A 20,925-nucleotide genomic window follows, 5' to 3' on the forward strand; every position below is an offset into this window, starting at 1 on the left:
GCCCGAACTGTCCCCGACCGGACGCCTGGGCGGGCGTCGCGGTGCGTCTGCCCTCTGCCGCGCCGCGGTCACTCACTGCGTGACGAGCCGGAGCGGATGGTGCGGGTCGCGGGGGCACACGGCGATGGTCAGGCGGCCGCGGCCGGGGGAGACACGGGTCGGGGTGTTGGCGCCCCGGGCATCACTGTCCTGCCGGTCCTCGTACGGGATCCAGCTGGTCCTGCTGGGATCCCACTCGGTGGCGGCCGCGGTCAGGAGCGGGAAGAGGTCCGCGTCGCAGGCGGCGCAGTTCAGGCGGGTCGGCCCCGTGAGGTTCCAGGCGATGTGACCGCCGGCCTTCCAGCCGGGGGCCGTCGACAGGTCCGACACGTAGACCTCGTCCTCGTCCTCCTCCTCGCCGTCGGGCGCGGCCCAGCGCTCGATGCGCTCCTGCAGCCCGGGGCCGAGCTCCTCGAACCACGGGTACTCGGTGACCACTTCGGGGTGCAGGACGCACGCACTCGGGACGAGCTCCTCGCGGCCCACGATCTCGGGCACCGGCTGCTCGGAGAGCGGTTCGGCGACGTCCGCGGCATGACGCCGTCGGAGGTGGACGAGCGGCTCGTGGCGGGACTCGCCGTGCCGCTCGTAGCCGCACCAGAACACCTGGAGCAGATCGCCCTCTTCGGGGAACGGCAGTCCGGGGACGTCACGGCGGTGGAGCTGGGCGACGGCGAGCAGCGGGACCGGGTCGCTGTCGGTCAGGTCCGGGGCGTGCCGGCCACGCTTGAAACCGGCGAGTTCGGCGCGCTCCTCGGCGTTCGGGCCGGACCGCGGATCGCGCCGCTGGGCCCGGTTCCGGATCTCCCGCTCGCGCAGGACATTGGCGTAGCGGTAGCCGCTGGACCGCTTGTGCGGGATCGTGCAGACCGGCCACGGCTCTCCCGAGGGCCACAGCATCGGACCGCCGACCGAGCTGTCGTGCACCGTGGGGGTGCCGGGCCGTGGATGCAGCCGGGTCGCCGAGCGGCGCAGCGCACCCAGCTCAGGGAAGAGCGCTTCGACGTCGACGGGGCGGGGCGGGGTGGTGCGCGGCATGGGTCAGGGCTCCCGGGCATCGGGTGTCGGTCACGGTCGGTCGGCGAGGGCGGAGGGGACTCTATCCGCTCGGGATCCGCTCAGGGTTTCCAGCCGGGGATCGCGGTGCGTATCCCCGAGGCCTGACAGCCCATCAAAATCCTTCCGTACAAAGGCGTACGGAACCGAGCGCGACGCTCGCCCCACTGTCCCCGACCGGACGACTGGGCGGGCGTCGCGGTGCGTCTGCCGCCAATCCGCCAGGTCGCGCACGGACAGAGGGACGTCGTCCCTTTCCGGCTAGGCGGGCGTACGAATCAGAGACCCGCTCAACCGCGATTCTCGTAGCTGTAGTTGTAGTACTCCTTGCCGCCGACCAGGACCGAGGTGACACAACGCGGCAGGCCGTCGGCGTCCCGCTCGACCTCCTGCGAGGTCTGCCGGGTGAAGCCGAGGGACACCCCGGGGATCACCGGGTACTCGGGCTGCGACGTGTCGACCGTCCAGCCCCGCTCTGCGGCGCGCGTGAAGAGGCTCTGGGCGGGGGTGGTGAACACCTCGTCCCCATCGAGCAGGACGCGGGTGCTGGACGTGCGGCCTTCGCCGGGCCACCACAGCTCGATCGCGGTGACGGCGGTGCCGCCCTCGACCAGGGCCTGTACACCGACGTGGTCGAGGGTCCAGGAAGCCTTCGCCGAGTTCCGGCTGGGACGGCGCAGCACGCGTGACTCGCCCCAGTTCTCGGGCGCCGCGGCGAGCGCTTCGTCGAGCGTCATGCCCAGCAGGATCGGCGCGACTCCGCGCGGCGGGTCGAGTACCAGATCCATCGGTTACCTCTTGCCTCTCGTTCTGTCATGACATGGCCGGTCGACGACGTCGCAGGTGTAGGCCGCCGCGTCCCGGTAGGCGCGTCCATCGGGTGTCGTCCGGGGTGACGCAGGCGATCAGCCGCAGTTCTAGGAACTGGGGGCCACCCAGGTGGTGATGACGGCGGCGGCCACGCACACCACGCCGGCGAGGGCGAGCCAGCGGGCCCACTCGACGAGACGCCAGATCCGCCGGGTGCGACGGACCTCCCCTTCCAGGAACCGTCCTGGCTCGCTCCAGCTCTCCTCGCCCGGGCGCCCGTCACCGGCCCGTAGTTGGTGTCCTCGCAGGGGACGACCTCGTACTCGGAGTGCTCCGGGGCCTCCTGCACGAGCGACATGTCCTTGCCGACGAAGTCCAGGGACGGGTACCGGGCGCGGAGCTCCGGATACTTCGCCAGATAAGGCGTCTCCCGCACACCGATCAGCAGCGCCCGCCGCTTCCCGCTCCGCTGCCCCTGGTCGTCCTCCGGCCCCACAGAGCCCCTCCCTCTCTCGTCTGACCTGGCACTTCATCCCAGAAGTGGCAGTGCGGGGCAGGGTGTTGAGGGTGGACGAGTGGGCGGCACGGGCGGGGATTACCGCACCCGGTATGCCTCCCCGTACACCTTCCACACCAGCGGTGTCTTCAGGGTCAGGTTGCCGTCGTAGAGGAACTGCCGCTGGGCCGTGTCGATGCGGGTCGTGTCGCGGTCCGGCTTCTTCGCCTTCATGGCCTTGCGGCGGACGTCGAGGAAGATGTCGAGGTACGCCTTCTCCTTGCCGCCCTGCGCCGGGGTGTCCGCCTCCTGCATGGCCTTCTCGCGCAGGCCGTAGAAGCCGCTCGGGCCCGTGCCGGGGCCGTGCAGGACCATCGCGTCGTAGTAGATGAACTGGCCGAGCGTGCCCAGGCCGTCGAGCTTGGCGAGGCGGACGGCCGGGTCGAAGTAGACGCGGTCGCGCTCGGAGTTCTGGGCGGCGCGGAAGGCGGGGTCGGACGCCTCCTTCTTCCAGGCCTGGGTGAAGGAGGGGTCGAGACCCTCGTGGGAGTCCGTGCCGTCGACCTTGCGCAGGGCGGGCAGATAGCGGGCGAGGCCGTTGTCCGGGTGGGCCTTCGTGTACCGCTCGACGAGGGTGAGCAGGTCGTGCGTGCCGGTGCAGAAGCCGATGATCCCGGCCGTGTAGCCCTGGCCGTCGCCGATGTCCTCGATGTAGCCGTACTGGCCGCGCCAGTCGAGCGTCGAGTTCTCCGCGCTGGCCACGATCTGCTGGGCGAGGTCCTTCTTCGCGGGCGCGGCGAGGCCGGGCGGCAGGTCGGCGATGGCGTCGTCGTCGGCCTTCTTCTCCGCGGCGGCCTTGGCGGCCTCGGCGTCCCCGTCGGAGCGCTGCGACGAGGACGTGCCGTGCGGGCCGCCCTTGCCGTCGTCGTGCCCCGGCGTGAAGAGGAACACAGCGATCGTGGCGACCGGAGCCACGGCCAGGAGTATGCAGCCTGCGCGTTTCATGCGGGTCAGATTACGTGGGGCACGCATCCGTCCCAGGTACTCCCCGGTACTCCCCGGTATTGACTAAAAGTCAATTCGGGACCAGTCTCGGGACGAGCCGAGCGTGAACCGAGTGCGAGCCGAGCGCGGGCCAGGCGCGAGCCGGACATGAGCCGCGCGCTGACCGGGAGGTCGCTGTGAGCGACGAAGCACGGGCACAGCTGAGTACCGAACCGAGTGCCGCACTGGGTGCCGAACTGGGGGATCAACCCCCGCAGTCCTTCGGGGAGTTGACCGAAGCGCAGACCCTTCTCCTCGCCGCCGCCCTGCGCCGGGAGCGCGAGAGCCGCGCCGCCGGGCTCGGCGACTCCGCCGAGGAGGCCCTGAAACTGGTCCCCGCCCTCGCCCGCGGCCCCGTCCGCCGCATCCTCTTCCGCTAGGGCCTCTCGACAGGAGACGTGCACATGGCTGTCACGGACAAACTGCGGGGCCGGGCCGAGGTTCTCAAGATCGCGAGGCTGCTCGACGCCGAGCCCGAGAGCCTCGACTTCCTGCGGGAGCTGCCGCCGGACGACGTGCGCCGCTTCCACGAGCAGACGGTCGCCGCGCTGTTCGACCGGATGCCCGACATGCTGGACCGGATCGCCGCGGCCACCAAGCTGGTGCCTTCCGGGGCCGCCGCCGCGATCTCGCAGAAGGCGCTCGGGCCGCGCCTGGCCGCCGCGGTCGCCGGGCGTCTCGACCCCCAGCGCGCCGCCGACATCATCGAGAAGCTGCCCGTGCCGTTCACCGCCGAGTCGTGCGCGCACCTCGACCCGCGCCGCATCCCCGGCATCGTGGACCGGCTCGACGAGAACCTCGTCGTCCGTATCGCGGTGGCGCTCGCCGAGCGCGGCGACCATCTGACGATGGGCCGCTTCGTCGGGCATCTGCGGGACTCGGCGCTGACCCGGATCCTGCCGCAGGTGGACGACGCGGCCGTGCTGCACACCGGCTTCGCCATCGGCCGGCCCGAACGCACCGGTCGCATCGTCGAGTTGATGGGGGAGGAGCGCCTGGCACGGGTCATCGAGTCCGCCGCGACCGAGGGGCTGTGGCCTCAGGCGCTGGCCGTGGCCGGGATGGTCACCGGTGAACAGCGGGGCCGGATCGCCTCGCTCACGGCGGCGCAGCCCGCCGACCGGCTCGACTCGCTGGTGAGCACGGTGGCCGACGAGGAGCTGTGGGAGTCCCTGCTTCCGCTGGTGGCGCTTCTCGGTGCGGACGAGCGCCGGGCGGTCGCGGCGCTGCCGTCGCTACGGGCCGACGGGATCCTTGCAGGTGTCGTGAGGGCCGTGGTGGCGACGGGACTGTGGGCGGAGTTCCTGCCGCTGGTCGAGGTCCTGCCGGACGAGTCCCGCCGGGTGATCGCCGCCGCGGCCGGCGCGCTGCCCGCGCCCGAACTCGACGCGCTGGCCCGCGAGGTGGTCAAGCAGGACTTGTGGGACCTGGTCCTGCCCCTGGTGGAGCTGATGGACGACGCCGGCAAGCAGCGGATCCTCGAAGTCCCCGCGTTCCAGGAGCAGGCAAAGTAACAGCCGGTCGTTCTACGGGTGCTTGAGGAATGTCAGCGCCACCAGCAGGACGAACAGCCCCGCGCATGCCGAGCCCTGCACCAGGGTGCGGCGGGCGCGGGGCGCGTACGCGAGGGCGAGGGTGGCCGCGCCGCCCGTGAGCAGGCCGCCCAAGTGGCCCTGCCAGGAGGCGAATCCGGCCGAGATCAGCATCCACAGCAGGAAGTACGCCATGAACCGGTTGACGCCGCTCATGTCCGCGCCCAGACGCCGCGCCATCACGTAGTACGCGGCGCCGAGCCCGAAGATCGCGCCCGACGCGCCGACCGTGAGGGTGCCCGGGGCGATCAGGTAGACGAGCACGGAGCTGCCGAACGCGGACAGGAAATAGACGGCGAGATAGCGGACGCGGCCCAGCTGCGTCTCGACGACACGGCCGAGGTTCCACAGCGAGTACATGTTGAACAGGATGTGCAGGATCCCGAAGACGCCCTCGGTGGCCGGCATGTGGAGGAACGCGCCGGTGATCATCCGGTACCACTCGCCCGCCACCACCCCCTCCGCGTGGAAGTCGGCCGGGAACCCGTCCTGGTACACGTAGTGCCCGCCGTCAGGGCCGACGAGCCCCGCGCCCAGCATCCCGAACCGGTCCACGACGGCCGGGCGCAGCAGCTCGGCGAGGTAGGCCACGATGTTCAGGCCCATCAGGACGTACGTGACGAGCGGGACGGCCGAGATCCGTCCGCCGAAGACCGTGCGGGCCTGGCGGACCGAGCGGACGCCCTCCTTCACGCAGTCGGGGCAGTGGTGGCCGACGGCCGCCGACCGCATGCAGTCGGGGCAGATGGGCCGCTCGCAGCGGGTGCAGCTGACGTAGGTCTCCACCTTGGGGTGGCGGTAGCAGGTGGTGACCGCGGGGGTCGTGGCGGGCTGGGACTCGGCTTCCACGGCCGGCTCCTCTGTGGTTCGGGGAGGGGGACAGAGCCGGTGGGGACGGCGGCGAACAAAATAGCGAACGCCGTCAGGCCGCGGTGCCCGGGGTGCGGGTCAGCCAGGCGGCGGCCCGCGCGAGCGCCGCGTCCGCCTCGGGCAGGAACCCGGCCGCGCCCAGGAACCCGTGGAACACCCCCGGATACAGCGCCACCTCCGCCCGCACTCCCGCCCGCGCGAGCCGCCGCGCGTACGCGAGCCCCTCGTCACGCAGCGGGTCGCAGTCCGCGAGGAGCACGAGGGCGGGCGGCAGACCGTCGAGGTCGGGCGCGAGCCCGGGGGACGCGGCGACGGGATCGCCACCGGCGCCGAGGTACTGCTCCCAGTACCAGCGCATATGAGCCGTCGTGTGGAAGAACCCCCGCTCGAACGCCACCGGGGACTCGCCGCCGAGCCGGTGGTCGAGCACCGGGTACAGCAGCAACTGGCCCGCAACCTTTGGACCCTCGGGGTCGCCCAGTGCCCGCAGGGCCACGGCCGCGGCCAGGTTCCCGCCGCTGGAGTCCCCGGCGACGAACAGCCGGTCCGGGTCGCACCCCAGCTCCCGCGCGTGCGCGGCGGCCCACCGCGCGACGGCGTACGCGTCGTGGGATGCGGCGGGGAACGGGTGCTCGGGCGCGCGTCGATAGTCGATGGAAACGACCAAGGCACCGGCCGATGCGGCGAGTTGACGGCAGAGCCCGTCGTGCGTGTCGAGGTCGCAGAGCACCCATCCGCCGCCGTGCAGGAACACCACGAGCGGGCGCGGGCCGTCGGCCTCGGGCTCGTAGATCCGTACGGGCACGGGCGCGTCGAGGTCCTGCGCCGGCACCAGGCGCTCGGTGACCGACCGCATCGGCACGGACGGCTTCCCGAGCCCCGCCCGCGCGGCGGCCCGCAGGGCGTCCGCGTCGAGGGGGCCGTCGGCCGGGTCGGGGAACGCGGCCGACATGGCGTCGCACAGGGTGCGCGCCAGTGGGGTGAGGGGATCGTGCGTCGTCATCCGGCCGTCGATCCCCCGTCCACCGTGAACTCCGTGCCGGTGACGTACGAGGAGGCGTCCGACGCCAGGAACAGGACCAGCTCGCCGACCTCCTCGGGGCGGCCCATCCGGCCCAGCGGCAGATGCGACCAGTCCTTGCCCGAGACACCGGCGATCATCGGGGTGTCGATGGCGCCCGGGTGCACCGAGTTGACGCGGATCCCGTACCCCGCCAGGTCGAGCGCCGATGACCGGGTCAGGCCGCGCAGGCCGAACTTCGTGGAGCCGTAGGCCGCGTGCCCGGGTATGCCGATGAGACCCGCGGTCGACGAGACGTTGACGACCGATCCGCCGCCCGCCTCCTTCATCGCGGGCACCACGGCCTGGATGCCGAGGAACGGGCCGATGAGATTGACGCGGATCAGCTGCTCGAAGTTCTCCAGCGTCTCCCGCTCCACCGGCGCGGTGCGCCACAGCGCCGCGTTGTTGACCAGCGCGTCGATCCGTCCGAAGGCGCCGAGCGCGGCACCGACGACCCCGGCCCAGCTGTCCGGATCGGACACGTCGTGCCGCACGAACAGCCCCTGCTCGCCAAGCGACTTGGCGACCTCGCGACCCTCCTCCTCGCGTACGTCGGTGACCACGACCCGCGCGCCGGCCGCCGCGGCGAGAGCGGCCTCCGCCGCGCCCTGCCCGCGCCCCGCGCCCGTGATGACGACGACCTTGCCGTCCAGTGAGACCGTCACTTCGCCTCCAGCGTCCGGAGGTGCGGGATGACCTTCTCGCCCCACTGGCGGATGGTCTCCATGCACGCCTCCTGCGGGACGGTGCCCATCTGGATGAGGCACATCACCTCGTCCACGCCGATCTCGCGGAGCTGCTCGACGTAACTGATCGCGGTGTCCGCGGAGCCGTAGGCGTGCTCGGCGTTGTAGGTGCCGGTGTCGACCGGGCGGGCCGGGATGTTCGCCTCGTGGAGCTTGGCGACGAGCTCCTCGCGGTCCCTGGCCATCGCGGCCACGTGGGTCGCCGCGTCATCGGACTCCGCGTAGGAGGTGGGCGCGGGGGCGTTCCCGTACCAGTGCGCGATCGACTCGGCGAAGAAGCGCTGGCCGCGCGTGCCGAGGCGCAGGGCGAGGTCCGCGTCGTCGAGGACGACCGTCGGGCAGAGCGCCGAGAGGTGGTCGTTGACCTCGGTCGACACGAAGCGCTCGCCGGTGCGGGTCGCGATGGCCTCGTCGTAGACCTTGCGCATCGTGCGGACGTCGTCGGCGCCGGCGAAGCCCATCACCAGGGCCCCGATGCCGAGTTCGGCCGCGAGCTTGAGCGTGTCGTGCTTGGAGCAGGCCATGAAGAGCGGCGGGTGCGGGGTCTGCACCGGGCGGGGCAGGATCGCGCCGGGCCCGATGTCGATCGAGCCGTGCCACTCGAACTGCTCCTCGCGCCACGCCGAGGAGAAGATCCGCAGGGCCTCCTCCATCTGCGGATACGTGTCCTCGGGGCGGACCCCGTACATCCGCATCTCCTGCTTGGTCGCGCCGCGCCCGGCGCCGATGTCGACGCGGCCGCCGGCCAGCGAGTCGAGCATCGCGGCGCGCTCGGCGACGCGGACGGGGTGCTGGTAGCCGAAGGGCATCGTGACGACGCCGTGCCCGATACGGATCCGGGACGTCCTGGCCGCGACCCAGGTCAGGAAGATCTCGGACGCGCTCATGTGCGCGTACTGGGTGAGGGAGTGGTGCTCGACCGCCCAGATGCGGTCGAAGCCCATCTCCTCGGCGAAGACGGCCTGTTCGACGCAGTCCTTGAGGACCTGGCGCTCGTTCTCTGGCGTCGGGTCGGCGAGCTGGGCCTCGAAGATCATGGAGAACTTCACGGGGATCCTCCCGAGTGGCGTGTTTCTAATAGGAATACTTCTAGCAGGCATACGCAGGCCGAGGGAAGGGGCTACGTACACTGCGTGCGTGGTGAAGAAGAAGGCGGTAGACGACACGGCGGGCGCGGAGCGCCCCGCACTCCCGGCGACCAGCTGGGCGGTGCTCGGACTGCTCTCCTTCGGTGAGGAGCTGTCCGGCTACGACCTGAAGAAGTGGTCGGACTGGTCCCTGCGCTTCTTCTACTGGAGCCCGTCGTTCAGCCAGATCTACAGCGAGCTCAAGCGCCTGGAGAAGGCCGGTTACGCGACCTCGCGGATGGTCGCGCAGGAGACCGGCACCCGCGACAAGCGGGTCTACCGGATCACCGACGAGGGCATGGAGGCGGTGCGGACCTGGGCGCGCGAGGCGCCCGTGGACCCGCCCGTCCTCAAGCACGGGCCCATGCTGCGGCTCTGGCTCGGGCACCTGCTCGAAGCCGAGCAGATGCGTGAAGTGCTCGCGCGGCACCGGGAGTTCGCCGAGACGATGCGGCTGCGCGCGGAGGAGGACGTGGAGGGCGCGAAGGCCAGCGAGGCGTGGAGCTATCCGGCGCTCACCCTCAAGTGGGCCGAGCGGTACTACGCGTCCGAGCGTGACCTCGCCGACGCCATGCTCGCGGACATCGAGGAGCTGGAGCGCGGCAAGCGCCCGTAGGTGCGCCGGAAGTAGAGCAGCGGCCCCGCGTCGCGGTGCGCGGTCAGTGAGGTGACCCGGCCGAGCGTGATGGCGTGGTCGCCGCCGTCGAGTACGTCGGCGAGCTCGCACTCGATCGTGGCGAGCGCCCCGTCGAGCAGGGGCGCGCCGTTGCCGCCCGGCCGCCAGGGCGTGCCCGCGAACTTGTCGCCGCCCGTCACCGCGAAGCGCCGGCACAGCTCGCGCTGGTCCTCGGCGAGGACGTTGACCGCGAACCGGCCCGCCGCCCTGATCCGCGGCCAGGTCGTCGAGGTGTGCGCCGGGCAGAAGCAGACCAGGGGCGGGTCGAGCGAGACCGACGAGAACGACTGCACGGCCATGCCCGCGGGGCGGCCGTCGCCGTCGAGCGCGGTGATGACCGCGACGCCCGTACAGAAACCGGCGAGCGCGGACTTCAGGTCCTCGGCCGAGGTGGCGGGGTGGGTGGGGATCGGCATGTGAGGCCTCCAAGGAATGTGCCTACTAGGTATATGCCTAACCGAAACACCTGTGATTGGATACCGGCCACGCTCGCACGTCAAGTACCCCTGATCACAGGGAGGGTTCGTGACCAGCACCACCCCACCGCGCACGCTCGCCCAGCTCCCCGAGTACGCCGCCTCCGCGTACGGCGACCGGGAGGCACTCGCCGACGGCGAGGTCCGCTGGACCTTCAGCCGGCTGCGCGACGAGATCGCCGCGGCCGCGCGCGCCGCCGTCGCACACGGCATACGCCCCGGCACCCGGGTCGCGATCTGGGCCGCCAACAGCCGCCAGTGGATCCTCGCCGCACTCGGCGCGGTCGGCGCCGGGGCGGTCCTCGTCCCGGTCAACACGCGCTACAAGGCGGCCGAGGCCGCCGACATCATCCGCCGGAGCGGCGCCGAACTCCTCTTCACGGAACGCGGATTCCTCGGCACCGACTACGTCCACACCTTGACGGCGAGCGGAGAAGACCTGGGCGCCCTGCGCTCCATGGTCGTCCTCCGTGGCGAGGCGCAAGACGACGCCATCGCCTGGGACGCGTACCTGAAGGCGGGCGAAGGAGTCACGGACACCGAACGCCTCGCCCGCGCCGCCACCGTGGGCCCCGACGACCTCAGCGACATCCTCTACACCTCCGGCACCACCGGCCGCCCCAAGGGCGTGATGGCCACGCACGGACAGACGGTCCGCCTCTACGAGGAGTGGTCGCGCCAGGTCACGCTGCGCACCGGAGACCGCTACCTCCTGGTGAACCCGTTCTTCCACACGTTCGGCTACAAGGCGGGCATCATCGCCTGCCTGCTGCGCGGCGTCACGATGCTGCCGGAGGAGGTCTACGACACGGACCGCGTCCTGGAGCGCATCGCCACCGAACGAGTCTCCTGCCTGATGGGCCCGCCCACGGTCTTCCACGGTCTGATCCACCACCCTCGCCGACATCAGACCGACCTCGGAGCACTACGGCTCGCGGGAACGGGCGCCGCAACCGTCCCAACGGAACTGGTGGAACTCATCCGCACCGAACTCGGCGCCCCCGACGTGTTCACGGCGTACGGGCTGACCGAGTCGGGAGGTGTCGTCTCCGTCTGCCCCACGGACGCCGACGCGTGGACCGTCGCGCACACGGTCGGCCGCGCGCTGCCCGGCACCGAGATCCGGATCGCCTCACCGCTGGGCGACGCCCTGCCCGCCGGCGAACCGGGCGAGGTACAAGTGCGCGGTTACCACGTGATGCGCGGCTACCTGGACGACGAAACGGCAACCCAAGAGGCAGTCCCCCAAGACGGCTGGCTCCGCACGGGCGACATCGGCAAGCTCGACGACCGTGGCTTCCTCACCATCACGGACCGGCTCAAGGACATGTACGTAGTGGGCGGCTTCAACGCGTACCCGGCCGAGGTGGAGAACGCCCTGCTCGGCCACGAACTGATAGTCGACGCCGCCGTAGTAGGCGCCCCGGACGAACGACTCGGCGAGGTGGGCGTCGCCTTCATCGTCGTATCCGGACCCGTGGACGCAAAGAAGCTCACCGCGTGGACGCGCGAGCGCCTGGCCAACTTCAAGGTCCCGCGCCGCTTCGTCACAGTCCCGGAGCTCCCGCGCAACGCGGGCGGCAAGCTCCTCAAGGGCGAACTGCGCCGCAGGGCGAAGGGAGACAGGGAATGAAATTCACCCAGGAGCAGGACGAACTGCGTTCCGCCGTACGGGCGGTGCTGGCCCGGCACGAGGGCATGGCCGCGTGGGTCCCGCTCACCGAATCCGTCGGGGTGGCCGGCCTGGGGGTGCCGGAGGAGTACGGCGGCGTCGGCGGCGGCACGCTGGAAACATACGTGGTCATGGAGGAACTGGGCCGGGCACTCAGTCCGGTTCCGTACCTGGCCTCCACCGTCCTCGCCACACAGGCGCTCATTGCCGCAGGCGACACCCGGGCCTGCGCCGAACTACTGCCCAAGCTGGCCGACGGCACCGCGGTAGGAGCGCTTGCCTGGGCGGAAAACGGCAGCTGGGAGCCAAAAGCGCTGAACGCCCGAGTCCGAGCGGGCCGACTGACCGGCGTGAAGGAACATGTCCTGACAGGCCCCGGACACCCGGACATCCTGCTGGTGATGGCCCAAGGCGAAAAAGGCCCCGCCCTCTACCAAGTCAACTGCGCAGAAAGCGAGTTCACGCCCCGCCCCACCATGGACGAGACGCGCCCCCAGGCCCGCATCACGTTCGACGGGACCTCGGACGCCAAGCTCCTGGCCGCAGACGGAGAACGAATCCTGTCCCGCGTACGGGATCTCGCCTGCACGGCGCTGGCAGCCGAACAGGTAGGCGCCGCAACCCAAGCACTGGCGGACACCATCGAGTACGCCAAGAACCGAGTGCAGTTCGGACGGCCCATCGGCTCGTTCCAGGCGGTGAAGCACCGCATAGCAGACCTGCACGTCGAGCTGGAGGCCGCACGCTCACTCGCCCAAGCCGCCGCGCACTCCAACGCGGCACCCCACCTGGCGGCAGCCGCGAAAGCCGCCTGCTCCCAGGCGTACACGAACATCGCCGGCGAGATGATCCAGCTGCACGGCGGCATAGGCATCACCTGGGAACACCAGGCGCACCGCCACCTGAAGCGGGCCCACTCCGGCCGCCTGCTCTTCGGCGCCCCACCCGAACACAGACAACGCCTCGCCGCCGGCTTGGACCTCACCCCAGTGACGTAACCTCGGCACTCCCGCCACACCCCAGCACCATCGGAGCCGCCCCATGCCCGGGACCACTGACAACGGCGTACGGCTGCTGCCCGCGGCGGAGCGAACCGCTGCGGCCTGGAAGAACGGCGGCGGGGTCACCCGCAACATCGCGGCGTCGCCGCCGGACGCGGGGACGGACGACTTCGTGTGGCGGGTGAGCCTCGCGGACGTAGCGGGCGACGGCCCGTTCTCCGCGTTCCCCGACGTCGACCGAACCTTGACGATGGTCGAGGGCGCCGGCATGGAACTGACGGTGGGCGACGACCACAGAACCGTGGACGAGCGCTACGCACCGCAGGACTTCCGAGGCGACGTACCCACCGACTGCCACCTCATCGACGGCCCGGTCGTGAACTTCAACGTCATGTGGCGCAGAGGAGCCGGCGCACCTCCCGCGGTAGCAGTGGTCCGAGGCCGCCTCACCGTCACCGGCAAGGCCCTGGTCGTAGCACTGGAGGGCGAGGGCGCGGTGGTCGCAGGACGCGCGCTGGGCCGCTACGACGCCGCGCTGATGAACGCGGCCACTGCCACCGCCCCACTGCACGCCATGGGCCGCACGGCCGTAGTCACCTTCCCTGAGCCAACCCCCTGATCGTCCGCGTAAGAGACGGGCGCGCGTGAGAGGAAGCCCCACCGGCCCGCAGCCGCCCCCCGACGGGAGGGGACGTGGCGGGATGGGCGCGCGGAGCCACGTGGGGGAGCGCTCGGGCCCACGCGCCGATGCCCGGAACCCGTAGAACAGCGAGCACGCACATCCCGGCGAGGCCTCGCACCCACGAACGGCGAGACGCAGCAGGCGAGGCGTCGCACCCTGAACGGCGAGTGCGCCCCACGACCGAGGCCGCGAGGCGCACCGAACCAGAACCGAACCGACCCTCAGATCGCAGTCAGCCGCCAACCCCCTCGCCAACCCCCTCCGCCAGCACCCGAGCCCGGCAGGCCGCAGGCGCCCCCCACGCGTCCCGCAGCGGTCGAGCCTTGCGCAGCCACAGCGACAGGTCCAGCTCCTGCGTGTACCCGATGGCCCCATGCAGCTGGAGCGCGGCCCGGGCCGCCGCGTAAGAGGCCTCGCCCGCCGCAACCTTCGCCGCCGCGATGTCCCCGGGAGCCATCGAGAGCGCCGCCCCGAACACCAGCGGCCGCGCGAACTCCAGCCCCGTGAGCGCGTCCGCGAGCCGGTGCTTCACGGCCTGGAAGGAACCGATGGGGGCACCGAACTGCGCGCGCTGCGTGGCGTATTCGACGGTCCGGTGCAGCAGAGAGAGCCCCACACCGAGCGACTGCGCGGCGGTGAGAAACGCGGCGAGATCCACAGCCCGCGCGGCAGCGTCCCGCACCTCCGGCCCCCGCGCGAGCAGCGTCCCACCCTCCACAGTCGGGGCGTAGAGCCGGCGCGCAGGATCGGCGGAGGGCAACAGAGGCCCGTGGCCGGAGGCGAGCCGCAGCTCATCGCCACAGACGACGAAGACGGCGTCGGCGGAGTCCGCATCCAGGACGTAAGAACCATCCACACCGAGGGACACCACCACATCCCCCGAGGCGATCCCGGGAAGCCACTCCTTGGCAACATCAGGCAGGCGGCCCAGCAGCCGAGCGGCAGCGGCGGTCTCCACCACAGGCCCGGGCACCCCGTGCCGCCCCAACTCCACATACGAGACGGCCAGTTCAACGGGCAGGAACCCGGCGCCGTCATAGGCCTCCGGAACGCCGAGCGCAAAGACCCCCGTTTCACCCAGCCGCGACCACAAGGCCCGCCCGGGCCCGTGATCGCCGGACGACCAGGCCCGGATCACGTCAGGCGTATCCGCCGCGCCCAGCAACCGGTCGAGCGTGCGCCCGAACTCGGCCTGCTCCGTATCGAGGAGGAACCTCATCAGCGCCGTCCCTTCGGCAGGCCGAGCAGCCGCTCGGCGATGATGTCGCGCTGGATCTCATTGGTGCCCGCATAAATGGGCCCGGCGAGCGAGAAGACATATCCCTCACCCCACCCACCGCGGTCATCGACCAACTCGCCGTCGGAGCCGAGCAGATCGAGCGCGGTCTCATGCAGAGCGATGTCGTACTCCGACCAGAACACCTTGTTCAGACTGGACTCGGCCCCGATCGTCTGACCGGCAGCGAACCGCGATGCATTGGCGTACGTGAACAACTGATACGCCCGCGCCCCGATCAAGGCATCGGCAACGCGATCGCGCATCCCGGCATCCTCCCCCCGCTCCCCCCACAGCCGTACGAGCCGATCGGCGGCTGCAAGGAAGCGCCCGGGCGACCGGAGCGTGAGCCCCCGCTCGTTCCCCGTGGTCGACATGGCGATACGCCACCCGTTGCCCGGCTCACCGATGACGTCCTCGTCAGGCACGAAGACCCGGTCGAGGAACAGCTCGGCGAACGCCGGCTTCCCGTCGAGTCGCCCGATGGGCCGCACGGTCACCCCGGGTGCCCGCAGGTCGAACATCAGGTAGGTCAGGCCCTGATGGGGCTTGGGCGCGTCAGGATCCGTACGGAAGATCCCGAAGGCCCGGTCGGCGAAGGCGGCCCGCGACGACCAGGTCTTCTGCCCGGACAGCAGCCAGCCCCCCTCCGTGCGCACGGCCTTGGACTTGAGGGACGCCAGGTCGGAACCGGCCTCCGGCTCGGACCAGGCCTGCGCCCAGATCGTCTCGCCGCTCGCCATGGAGGGCAGCACCCGGGCCCGCTGCTCGGGTGTGCCGTGGTCGAAGAGGGTCGGCGCAAGCAGGTTGATGCCGTTCTGCGAGACACGCCCAGGGGCGCCCGCGGCGTAGTACTCCTCCTCGAGGAGCAGCCACGAAAAGATGTCGGCGCCCCGCCCCCCGTACTCCTCGGGCCAGGACACCACCGACCAGCGCCCGGCGTGAAGCTGCGCCTCCCACGCGCGATGCGCGGCGAACCCTTCCTCGGTCTCGAGCGAAGGCAGCGGCTCGTCCGGAACATGCCCGGCGAGCCACTCACGGGCCTCGGCGCGGAACGCGTCCTCGGCGGGCGTGAAGTCGAGGTCCATCAGGCGTTCGCCTCCTTCATCGCGCGTACGTCCATGCCGCCGAGGGAGTCCTTCGCGGTCTCCGCGTTGTGCGCGTGGGCGAGGTGGTGCAGGCCGAACACGGAGTCCATGCCGGCGTGCAGGCCCTGAAGGTCCTCGGCCTGATTCACCGCCCGCTTGGTGAGGGCGAGCCCGAGCCGCGGCATCTCGGCGACGCGCAGCGCCAACTCGTCGGCCGTCCCCGCAAGTTCGCCGCGCGGGACGACGCGGTTGACCATCCCCACCTCGTACGCCCGCCGGGCGGTCATCCGATCACCGGTGAACAGGAACTCCTTGGCGACGCGAGGTGGCATCACCCACGGGTGCGCGAAGTACTCGACGCCGGGGATCCCCATGCGCACGACGGGATCGGCGAAGAACGCGTCGTCGGAGGCCACGATCAGGTCGCAGACCCAGGCGAGCATGAGCCCGCCCGCCACACATGCCCCGTGGACCGAGGCGATCACCGGCTTCGGCAGCTCGCGCCAGCGCCGGCACATGCCGAGGTACACCTCCGACTCGCGGGCGAACCGCGATTCGGCGCCCTGCTTGTCGGAGTGGTCCCACCAGAGCCCGGCCCGCCGCTCGAAGGACAGATGCGCGTCCCGCTGCGGGGTGCCGATGTCGTGCCCCGCGGAGAAGTGGTCACCCGCGCCGGCGAGGACCACGACCTTGACGTCGGGGTCGTCGGCCGCGCGGTAGAAAGCGGCGTCCAGGGCGTAGGTCATCGCCGAGTTCTGCGCGTTGCGGTACCGCGGACGGTTCATCGTCACGTACGCGACCGGTCCGCGGCGCTCGTACAGAACAGGCTCAGGACCCTCGGACGGGGCGGGCTCGGGACCCTCATGCAGGGCGGGTTCAGGACTGTCGTGGGCTGCGGGCATCGGAAACATCCTTCCCTAACAAGTGTTTGGTAGGTTAACGTACGTCCATGAGCAGCGTCGAGGAGTTTCGCGCCGAGATCCGGGCCTGGCTCGCGGACCATCTCGTGGGGGAGTTCGCCGAGTTGAGGGGCCGCGGCGGGCCGGGCCGTGAGCACGAGGCGTTCGAAGGGCGGCTCGCCTGGGAGCGGCACATGGCGGCGCACGGGTGGACCTGCGTCGGCTGGCCCGTCGAGCACGGCGGCCGCGGCGCGAGTCTCGAGGAGCAGATCGCGTTCCACGAGGAGTACGCGCTCGCGGACGCGCCCGCCCGGGTCAACCACATAGGGGAGCAGCTCCTCGGCCCGACGCTCATCGCCTTCGGCACCGAGGAGCAGAAGAAGCGCTTCCTGCCGCCGATCGTCGCGGTCGGGGAGCTGTGGTGCCAGGGCTACAGCGAGCCGGACGCGGGCTCCGACCTGGCGAACGTCCGCACGAGAGGCGCCCTTTCGCCCGACGGGTCGCAGTGGGTCGTGGACGGGCAGAAGATCTGGACCTCGCTCGCCCATGAGGCCCAGTGGTGCTTCGTCGTGGCCCGCACCGAATCCGGCTCGCGACGGCACGCGGGCCTGTCCTACCTCCTCGTACCCCTGGACCAGCCGGGCGTAGAGGTGCGCCCCATCGTGCAACTCACGGGCACCAGCGAGTTCAACGAGGTGTTCTTCGACGGCGCTCGCACCGACGCGTCCCACGTCGTCGGCGACCCCGGCGACGGCTGGCGGATCGCGATGGCCACCCTCGGCTTCGAGCGCGGCGTCTCCACCCTTGGCCAGCAGGTCGGGTTCCGCCGTGAATGGGACGGCCTCGCGGCGCTGGCCAGGAGGAACGGCGCGATCGCCGACCCCCTGATTCGCGACCGGCTCGTCCAGGCCTGGATCGACCTGGAAGCCATGGCGGCCTCCGCGCGACGCGGCGTCGACCCCTCCGTCGGCAAGCTCCACTGGGCGGCCTGGCACCGCGGCCTCGGCGAGCTCGCCATGGACGTGTGCGGTGCCGCGTCCACGCTCGCCGCCGGCGAACCGTACGAACTCGACGACTGGCAGCGGCTGTTCCTCTTCTCCCGCGCCGACACCATCTACGCCGGATCCGACGAGATCCAGAAGAACATCGTCGCCGAGCGCCTGCTCGGCCTGCCCAAGGAGGCGCGGGTATGAGCGCGAAGCCCGAGTACGTGCCGGGCCACGGCCTGCTGAAGGGGCGGACGGCCGTCATCACGGCGGCCGCCGGAGCCGGGATCGGCGGGGCGACGGCACGCAAGTTCCTCGAAGAGGGCGCCCGCGTCCTCATCAGTGACGCGCACGCCCGCAGGCTCAAGGAGAGCGAGCAGGCGCTCGCCGACGAGTTCGGCGCGGCGAACGTCGCCTCGCTGCCCTGCGACGTCACCGACGAGGAACAGGTCGGCGCCCTGTTCGCGCTGGCCGCCGAAACGCACGGCGGCCTCGACATCGTGGTCAACAACGCCGGTCTCGGCGGCACTTCGGACCTCGTCGACATGACCGACGACGCGTGGACGCGCGTCCTCGACGTCACGCTGAACGGCACGTTCCGATGCACGAGAGCCGCCCTGCGCTCCTTCCGCGACACCGGACGCCACGGCGTCGTCGTGAACAACGCGTCCGTGGTCGGCTGGCGCGCCCAGGCCGGGCAGGCCCACTACGCCGCCGCCAAGGCCGGCGTCATGGCCCTCACCCGCTGCGCCGCGATCGAGGCCGCCGAGTACGGAGTCCGGGTCAACGCGGTCTCGCCCAGCCTCGCCATGCATCCCCACCTGGTGAAGGTCACCTCCGCCGAACTCCTCGCCGAACTCACCGAGAAGGAAGCCTTCGGCCGGTACGCCGAACCATGGGAAGTCGCGAACGTGATCGTGTTCCTGGCGTCCGGCTACTCCTCGTACATGACGGGCGAGATCGTCTCCGTCAGCAGCCAGCATGCGTAGCGCCGCGGGCGCGCCGGTGAGTACGACAATGGACCCGTGCCTACCAAGAAGAAGCCCCAGGTGACCGCCTCGCCCGAGCGCCGCCGCGAACTCCTCGACACCGCGGCCGAGGTCTTCGCCGCCCAGGGGTACAACGCCACCACCGTCCGCAAGATCGCCGACCACGCGGGCATGCTCGCGGGCAGCCTCTACTACCACTTCGACTCCAAGGAGTCGATGCTCGAAGAGATCCTGCGGACCTTCCTCGACGAGCTGTGGCACGGATACGACTCCGTCCTCGACTCCCGGCTCGGCCCCAGGGAAACCCTGGAGGCCCTCGTCACCGAGTCCTTCCGCGAGATCGACCGGCACCGCGCCGCCGTCGCCATCTACCAGAAGGAGTCCAAGCACCTCGCCGTCCAGGAGCGCTTCGAGTTCCTGGCCGCCTCCCAGAGCAAGTTCGAGAAGGCGTGGCTCTCCACCCTGGAGCGCGGCGTCGCCGCCGAGGTGTTCCGCGCCGACCTCGACATCCGGCTCACCTACCGGTTCGTCCGCGACACCGTCTGGGTCGCCGCGTCCTGGTACCGCCCCGGCGGACAGCACAGCCCCGAGGAGATCGCCCGCCAGTACCTCTCGATGGTCCTGGACGGCATCGCCGTACGCGCCACCCAACCCTGAAGGGAAACCCGTCATGGCCGAGGCCTACATAGTCGAAGCGGTCCGCACCCCCGTAGGACGGCGCAAGGGAGGCCTCGCCGCCGCCCACCCCGCCGACCTCGGCGCGCACGTCCTGAAGGAGCTCGTCGCCCGCTCCGGGATCGACCCCGCCGCCGTCGAGGACGTCGTCTTCGGCTGCCTCGACACGGTGGGCCCGCAGGCCGGTGACATCGCGCGGACGGCCTGGCTCGCCGCCGGCCTCCCCGAGGAGGTCCCCGGCGTGACCATCGACCGCCAGTGCGGTTCGTCACAGCAGGCCGTGCACTTCGCGGCGCAGGGCGTCCTGTCCGGCACCCAGGACCTCGTCGTCGCCGGCGGCACCCAGAACATGACGCAGATCCCCATCGCCTTCGCCTCCCGCCAGGCCGCCGAACCCCTCGGCCTCACCGACGGCCCGTACGCGGGCAGCGAGGGCTGGCGCGCCCGCTACGGCGACCAGCCGGTGAACCAGTTCCACGGCGCCGAGCTCATCGCCCGCAAGTGGGGCATCAGCCGCCGTGACCAGGAGGAGTGGGCGCTGCGCTCCCACGAGCGCGCGATCCGCGCCATCGACGAGGGCCGCTTCGCCCGCGAGACCGCCGCCTACGGGGACGTCACCGTCGACGAGGGCCCCCGCCGCGACACCACCCTGGAGAAGATGGCGGGCCTCAAGCCCGTCGTCGAGGGCGGCACGATCACCGCGGCCTGCTCCTCGCAGGTCTCCGACGGCGCCGCCGCGCTGCTCCTCGCCTCGGAGCGCGCCGTACGCGAGCACGGCCTGACCCCGCGCGCCCGCGTCCATCACCTCTCCGTACGCGGCGAGGACCCCATCCGCATGCTCTCCGCGCCGATCCCCGCGACGGCGTACGCGCTGAAGAAGACCGGCATGTCCATGGACGACATCGACCTCGTCGAGATCAACGAGGCCTTCGCCCCCGTGGTCCTCGCCTGGCTCAAGGAGACGGGCACGGACCCGGAGAAGGTGAACGTGAACGGGGGAGCGATCGCGCTGGGCCACCCCCTCGGCGCGACCGGCGCGAAACTGATGACGACCCTGTTGCACGAGCTGGAGCGCACGGGTGGGCGCTACGGACTGCAGACGATGTGCGAAGGAGGAGGCCAGGCGAACGTCACGATCATCGAGCGTCTCTAGCCCCGTGACGGTCGTGCTAAGGTCGATGACGTTGCAGTTTTGGTACCCATAGACTTTATGTGCGCCTGACGGGAATGTTCCTCAGGCGCATTATTGTTTTCCGGCCGGTCCTCCGGGCCAACTCCGGATGGGGCTCAATGGTGCGACTGGAGATTCGAAGGACTCGGATTTCCGTACCGCCCCAGTAAAGGAGATTGTTATGGCCACCGGAACCGTGAAGTGGTTCAACTCGGAAAAGGGCTTCGGCTTCATTGAGCAGGACGGCGGCGGCGCCGACGTCTTCGCCCACTACTCGAACATCGCCACCCAGGGCTTCCGTGAGCTCCAGGAGGGCCAGAAGGTGACGTTCGACGTCACGCAGGGCCAGAAGGGCCCCCAGGCGGAGAACATCCTCCCCGCCTGAAACACCGCTTGATCCCAGGATCACGCACCCCACGGCCGGGGTCCGCACCGCGAAGGTGCGGGCCCCGGCCCGTGCTGTCCCCAGGCCGGCGGCCCGCAGACGCGTC

The 20,925-nt window shown here is 71.0% G+C and carries 22 protein-coding genes; 11 read left to right on the top strand and 11 right to left on the bottom strand.

Annotated features, from left to right (window positions below; genetic code table 11):
* Window positions 1–72: 72 nt before the first annotated feature.
* The 3 genes from OG698_RS33195 to OG698_RS33205 form a co-directional block, all read right to left on the bottom strand.
* Entirely contained in the window at window positions 73–1,077 is a 1,005-nt protein-coding gene (locus tag OG698_RS33195) for a hypothetical protein (protein ID WP_406107375.1), read from the bottom strand.
* A 308-nt stretch (window positions 1,078–1,385) separates the two neighbouring features.
* The gene (locus OG698_RS33200; protein WP_406107377.1) at window positions 1,386–1,883 is read right to left on the bottom strand and encodes a hypothetical protein; all 498 of its coding nucleotides are present in this window, start codon (window positions 1,881–1,883) and stop codon (window positions 1,386–1,388) included.
* Window positions 1,884–2,500: 617 nt separating this feature from the next.
* A complete protein-coding gene (locus OG698_RS33205) occupies window positions 2,501–3,406 on the bottom strand; it encodes a chitosanase (protein ID WP_406107378.1) in 906 nt (301 codons plus the stop codon).
* 176 nt (window positions 3,407–3,582) lie between these two features.
* Here OG698_RS33205 and OG698_RS33210 point away from each other — a divergent pair, with 176 nt between their 5' ends.
* Window positions 3,583–3,825, top strand: a complete 243-nt coding sequence (locus OG698_RS33210) for a hypothetical protein (protein ID WP_406107379.1) — start codon at window positions 3,583–3,585, stop codon at window positions 3,823–3,825.
* 24 nt (window positions 3,826–3,849) lie between these two features.
* Window positions 3,850–4,959 carry a hypothetical protein gene (locus tag OG698_RS33215; RefSeq protein ID WP_406107380.1) on the top strand — a complete coding sequence of 370 codons (1,110 nt, stop codon included), beginning with the start codon at window positions 3,850–3,852 and terminating at the stop codon, window positions 4,957–4,959.
* 12 nt (window positions 4,960–4,971) lie between these two features.
* Here OG698_RS33215 and OG698_RS33220 read toward each other — a convergent pair whose 3' ends face one another.
* The 4 genes from OG698_RS33220 to OG698_RS33235 form a co-directional block, all read right to left on the bottom strand.
* Window positions 4,972–5,886 carry a rhomboid family intramembrane serine protease gene (locus OG698_RS33220; RefSeq protein WP_406107382.1) on the bottom strand — a complete coding sequence of 305 codons (915 nt, stop codon included), beginning with the start codon at window positions 5,884–5,886 and terminating at the stop codon, window positions 4,972–4,974.
* Window positions 5,887–5,959: 73 nt separating this feature from the next.
* Window positions 5,960–6,910, bottom strand: coding sequence for an alpha/beta hydrolase (locus OG698_RS33225; RefSeq protein WP_406107383.1), 951 nt, complete (start codon window positions 6,908–6,910; stop codon window positions 5,960–5,962).
* Complete coding sequence (locus OG698_RS33230) at window positions 6,907–7,635, bottom strand: glucose 1-dehydrogenase (protein ID WP_406107384.1); 729 nt, start codon at window positions 7,633–7,635, stop codon at window positions 6,907–6,909. Before OG698_RS33230 ends, OG698_RS33225 begins: the two co-directional genes overlap by 4 nt.
* Window positions 7,632–8,765 (bottom strand): LLM class flavin-dependent oxidoreductase, encoded by a 1,134-nt coding sequence (locus tag OG698_RS33235; protein WP_406107386.1) that lies wholly within the window; start codon window positions 8,763–8,765, stop codon window positions 7,632–7,634. The genes OG698_RS33230 and OG698_RS33235 overlap by 4 nt, the downstream gene beginning before the upstream one ends.
* Before the next feature lie 88 nt (window positions 8,766–8,853).
* Here OG698_RS33235 and OG698_RS33240 point away from each other — a divergent pair, with 88 nt between their 5' ends.
* Window positions 8,854–9,459 carry a PadR family transcriptional regulator gene (locus tag OG698_RS33240; protein ID WP_100592279.1) on the top strand — a complete coding sequence of 202 codons (606 nt, stop codon included), beginning with the start codon at window positions 8,854–8,856 and terminating at the stop codon, window positions 9,457–9,459.
* Here OG698_RS33240 and OG698_RS33245 read toward each other — a convergent pair.
* Complete coding sequence (locus tag OG698_RS33245; RefSeq protein ID WP_406107388.1) at window positions 9,384–9,935, bottom strand: flavin reductase family protein; 552 nt, start codon at window positions 9,933–9,935, stop codon at window positions 9,384–9,386. The genes OG698_RS33240 and OG698_RS33245 overlap by 76 nt on opposite strands.
* Window positions 9,936–10,044: 109 nt before the next feature.
* Here OG698_RS33245 and OG698_RS33250 point away from each other — a divergent pair, with 109 nt between their 5' ends.
* From OG698_RS33250 to OG698_RS33260, 3 genes are read left to right on the top strand one after another with little or no spacing between them, the layout of a single operon-like run.
* Window positions 10,045–11,628: a FadD3 family acyl-CoA ligase gene (locus OG698_RS33250; protein ID WP_406107389.1), complete on the top strand. Its 1,584-nt coding sequence runs from the start codon at window positions 10,045–10,047 to the stop codon at window positions 11,626–11,628.
* Window positions 11,625–12,665, top strand: a complete 1,041-nt coding sequence (locus tag OG698_RS33255) for an acyl-CoA dehydrogenase family protein (protein WP_406107391.1) — start codon at window positions 11,625–11,627, stop codon at window positions 12,663–12,665. Before OG698_RS33250 ends, OG698_RS33255 begins: the two co-directional genes overlap by 4 nt.
* A gap of 43 nt (window positions 12,666–12,708) precedes the next feature.
* Entirely contained in the window at window positions 12,709–13,287 is a 579-nt protein-coding gene (locus OG698_RS33260) for a HutD family protein (protein ID WP_406107393.1), read from the top strand.
* A gap of 295 nt (window positions 13,288–13,582) precedes the next feature.
* Here OG698_RS33260 and OG698_RS33265 read toward each other — a convergent pair whose 3' ends face one another.
* From OG698_RS33265 to OG698_RS33275, 3 genes are read right to left on the bottom strand one after another with little or no spacing between them, the layout of a single operon-like run.
* Window positions 13,583–14,569 carry an acyl-CoA dehydrogenase family protein gene (locus tag OG698_RS33265; protein WP_406107394.1) on the bottom strand — a complete coding sequence of 329 codons (987 nt, stop codon included), beginning with the start codon at window positions 14,567–14,569 and terminating at the stop codon, window positions 13,583–13,585.
* On the bottom strand, window positions 14,569–15,714 hold the full coding sequence (locus OG698_RS33270; RefSeq protein ID WP_406107396.1) for an acyl-CoA dehydrogenase family protein: 1,146 nt from the start codon (window positions 15,712–15,714) through the stop codon (window positions 14,569–14,571). The genes OG698_RS33265 and OG698_RS33270 overlap by 1 nt, the downstream gene beginning before the upstream one ends.
* Window positions 15,714–16,616, bottom strand: a complete 903-nt coding sequence (locus OG698_RS33275; RefSeq protein WP_406107397.1) for an enoyl-CoA hydratase — start codon at window positions 16,614–16,616, stop codon at window positions 15,714–15,716. Before OG698_RS33275 ends, OG698_RS33270 begins: the two co-directional genes overlap by 1 nt.
* A gap of 47 nt (window positions 16,617–16,663) precedes the next feature.
* Between OG698_RS33275 and OG698_RS33280 the strand changes: the two genes are divergently transcribed.
* The 5 genes from OG698_RS33280 to OG698_RS33300 all read left to right on the top strand — a co-directional run bounded on the left by OG698_RS33280 (window position 16,664) and on the right by OG698_RS33300 (window position 20,819).
* Window positions 16,664–17,806, top strand: coding sequence for an acyl-CoA dehydrogenase family protein (locus OG698_RS33280; RefSeq protein WP_406107398.1), 1,143 nt, complete (start codon window positions 16,664–16,666; stop codon window positions 17,804–17,806).
* Complete coding sequence (locus OG698_RS33285) at window positions 17,803–18,588, top strand: SDR family oxidoreductase (protein WP_406107400.1); 786 nt, start codon at window positions 17,803–17,805, stop codon at window positions 18,586–18,588. The genes OG698_RS33280 and OG698_RS33285 overlap by 4 nt, the downstream gene beginning before the upstream one ends.
* Before the next feature lie 36 nt (window positions 18,589–18,624).
* Entirely contained in the window at window positions 18,625–19,245 is a 621-nt protein-coding gene (locus tag OG698_RS33290) for a TetR/AcrR family transcriptional regulator (RefSeq protein ID WP_406107402.1), read from the top strand.
* Between the two features lie 13 nt (window positions 19,246–19,258).
* On the top strand, window positions 19,259–20,416 hold the full coding sequence (locus OG698_RS33295) for an acetyl-CoA C-acetyltransferase (RefSeq protein ID WP_406107404.1): 1,158 nt from the start codon (window positions 19,259–19,261) through the stop codon (window positions 20,414–20,416).
* Between the two features lie 199 nt (window positions 20,417–20,615).
* A complete protein-coding gene (locus OG698_RS33300; protein WP_042152846.1) occupies window positions 20,616–20,819 on the top strand; it encodes a cold-shock protein in 204 nt (67 codons plus the stop codon).
* The last annotated feature ends 106 nt before the right edge of the window (window positions 20,820–20,925 follow it).

Source organism: Streptomyces sp. NBC_01003, assembly GCF_045162695.1.
GTDB lineage: Bacteria > Actinomycetota > Actinomycetes > Streptomycetales > Streptomycetaceae > Streptomyces.

Excerpts from the sequence above, each read along its gene's own strand:
- OG698_RS33195 (WP_406107375.1), bottom strand. The coding sequence starts at position 1,077 with ATGCCGCGCACCACCCCGCCCCGCCCCGTCGACGTCGAAGCGCTCTTC.
- OG698_RS33200 (WP_406107377.1), bottom strand. The coding sequence starts at position 1,883 with ATGGATCTGGTACTCGACCCGCCGCGCGGAGTCGCGCCGATCCTGCTG.
- OG698_RS33205 (WP_406107378.1), bottom strand. The coding sequence starts at position 3,406 with ATGAAACGCGCAGGCTGCATACTCCTGGCCGTGGCTCCGGTCGCCACG.
- OG698_RS33215 (WP_406107380.1), top strand. The coding sequence starts at position 3,850 with ATGGCTGTCACGGACAAACTGCGGGGCCGGGCCGAGGTTCTCAAGATC.
- OG698_RS33225 (WP_406107383.1), bottom strand. The coding sequence starts at position 6,910 with ATGACGACGCACGATCCCCTCACCCCACTGGCGCGCACCCTGTGCGAC.
- OG698_RS33245 (WP_406107388.1), bottom strand. The coding sequence starts at position 9,935 with ATGCCGATCCCCACCCACCCCGCCACCTCGGCCGAGGACCTGAAGTCC.
- OG698_RS33255 (WP_406107391.1), top strand. The coding sequence starts at position 11,625 with ATGAAATTCACCCAGGAGCAGGACGAACTGCGTTCCGCCGTACGGGCG.
- OG698_RS33260 (WP_406107393.1), top strand. The coding sequence starts at position 12,709 with ATGCCCGGGACCACTGACAACGGCGTACGGCTGCTGCCCGCGGCGGAG.
- OG698_RS33265 (WP_406107394.1), bottom strand. The coding sequence starts at position 14,569 with ATGAGGTTCCTCCTCGATACGGAGCAGGCCGAGTTCGGGCGCACGCTC.
- OG698_RS33270 (WP_406107396.1), bottom strand. The coding sequence starts at position 15,714 with ATGGACCTCGACTTCACGCCCGCCGAGGACGCGTTCCGCGCCGAGGCC.
- OG698_RS33275 (WP_406107397.1), bottom strand. The coding sequence starts at position 16,616 with ATGCCCGCAGCCCACGACAGTCCTGAACCCGCCCTGCATGAGGGTCCC.
- OG698_RS33280 (WP_406107398.1), top strand. The coding sequence starts at position 16,664 with ATGAGCAGCGTCGAGGAGTTTCGCGCCGAGATCCGGGCCTGGCTCGCG.
- OG698_RS33285 (WP_406107400.1), top strand. The coding sequence starts at position 17,803 with ATGAGCGCGAAGCCCGAGTACGTGCCGGGCCACGGCCTGCTGAAGGGG.
- OG698_RS33295 (WP_406107404.1), top strand. The coding sequence starts at position 19,259 with ATGGCCGAGGCCTACATAGTCGAAGCGGTCCGCACCCCCGTAGGACGG.
- OG698_RS33300 (WP_042152846.1), top strand. The coding sequence starts at position 20,616 with ATGGCCACCGGAACCGTGAAGTGGTTCAACTCGGAAAAGGGCTTCGGC.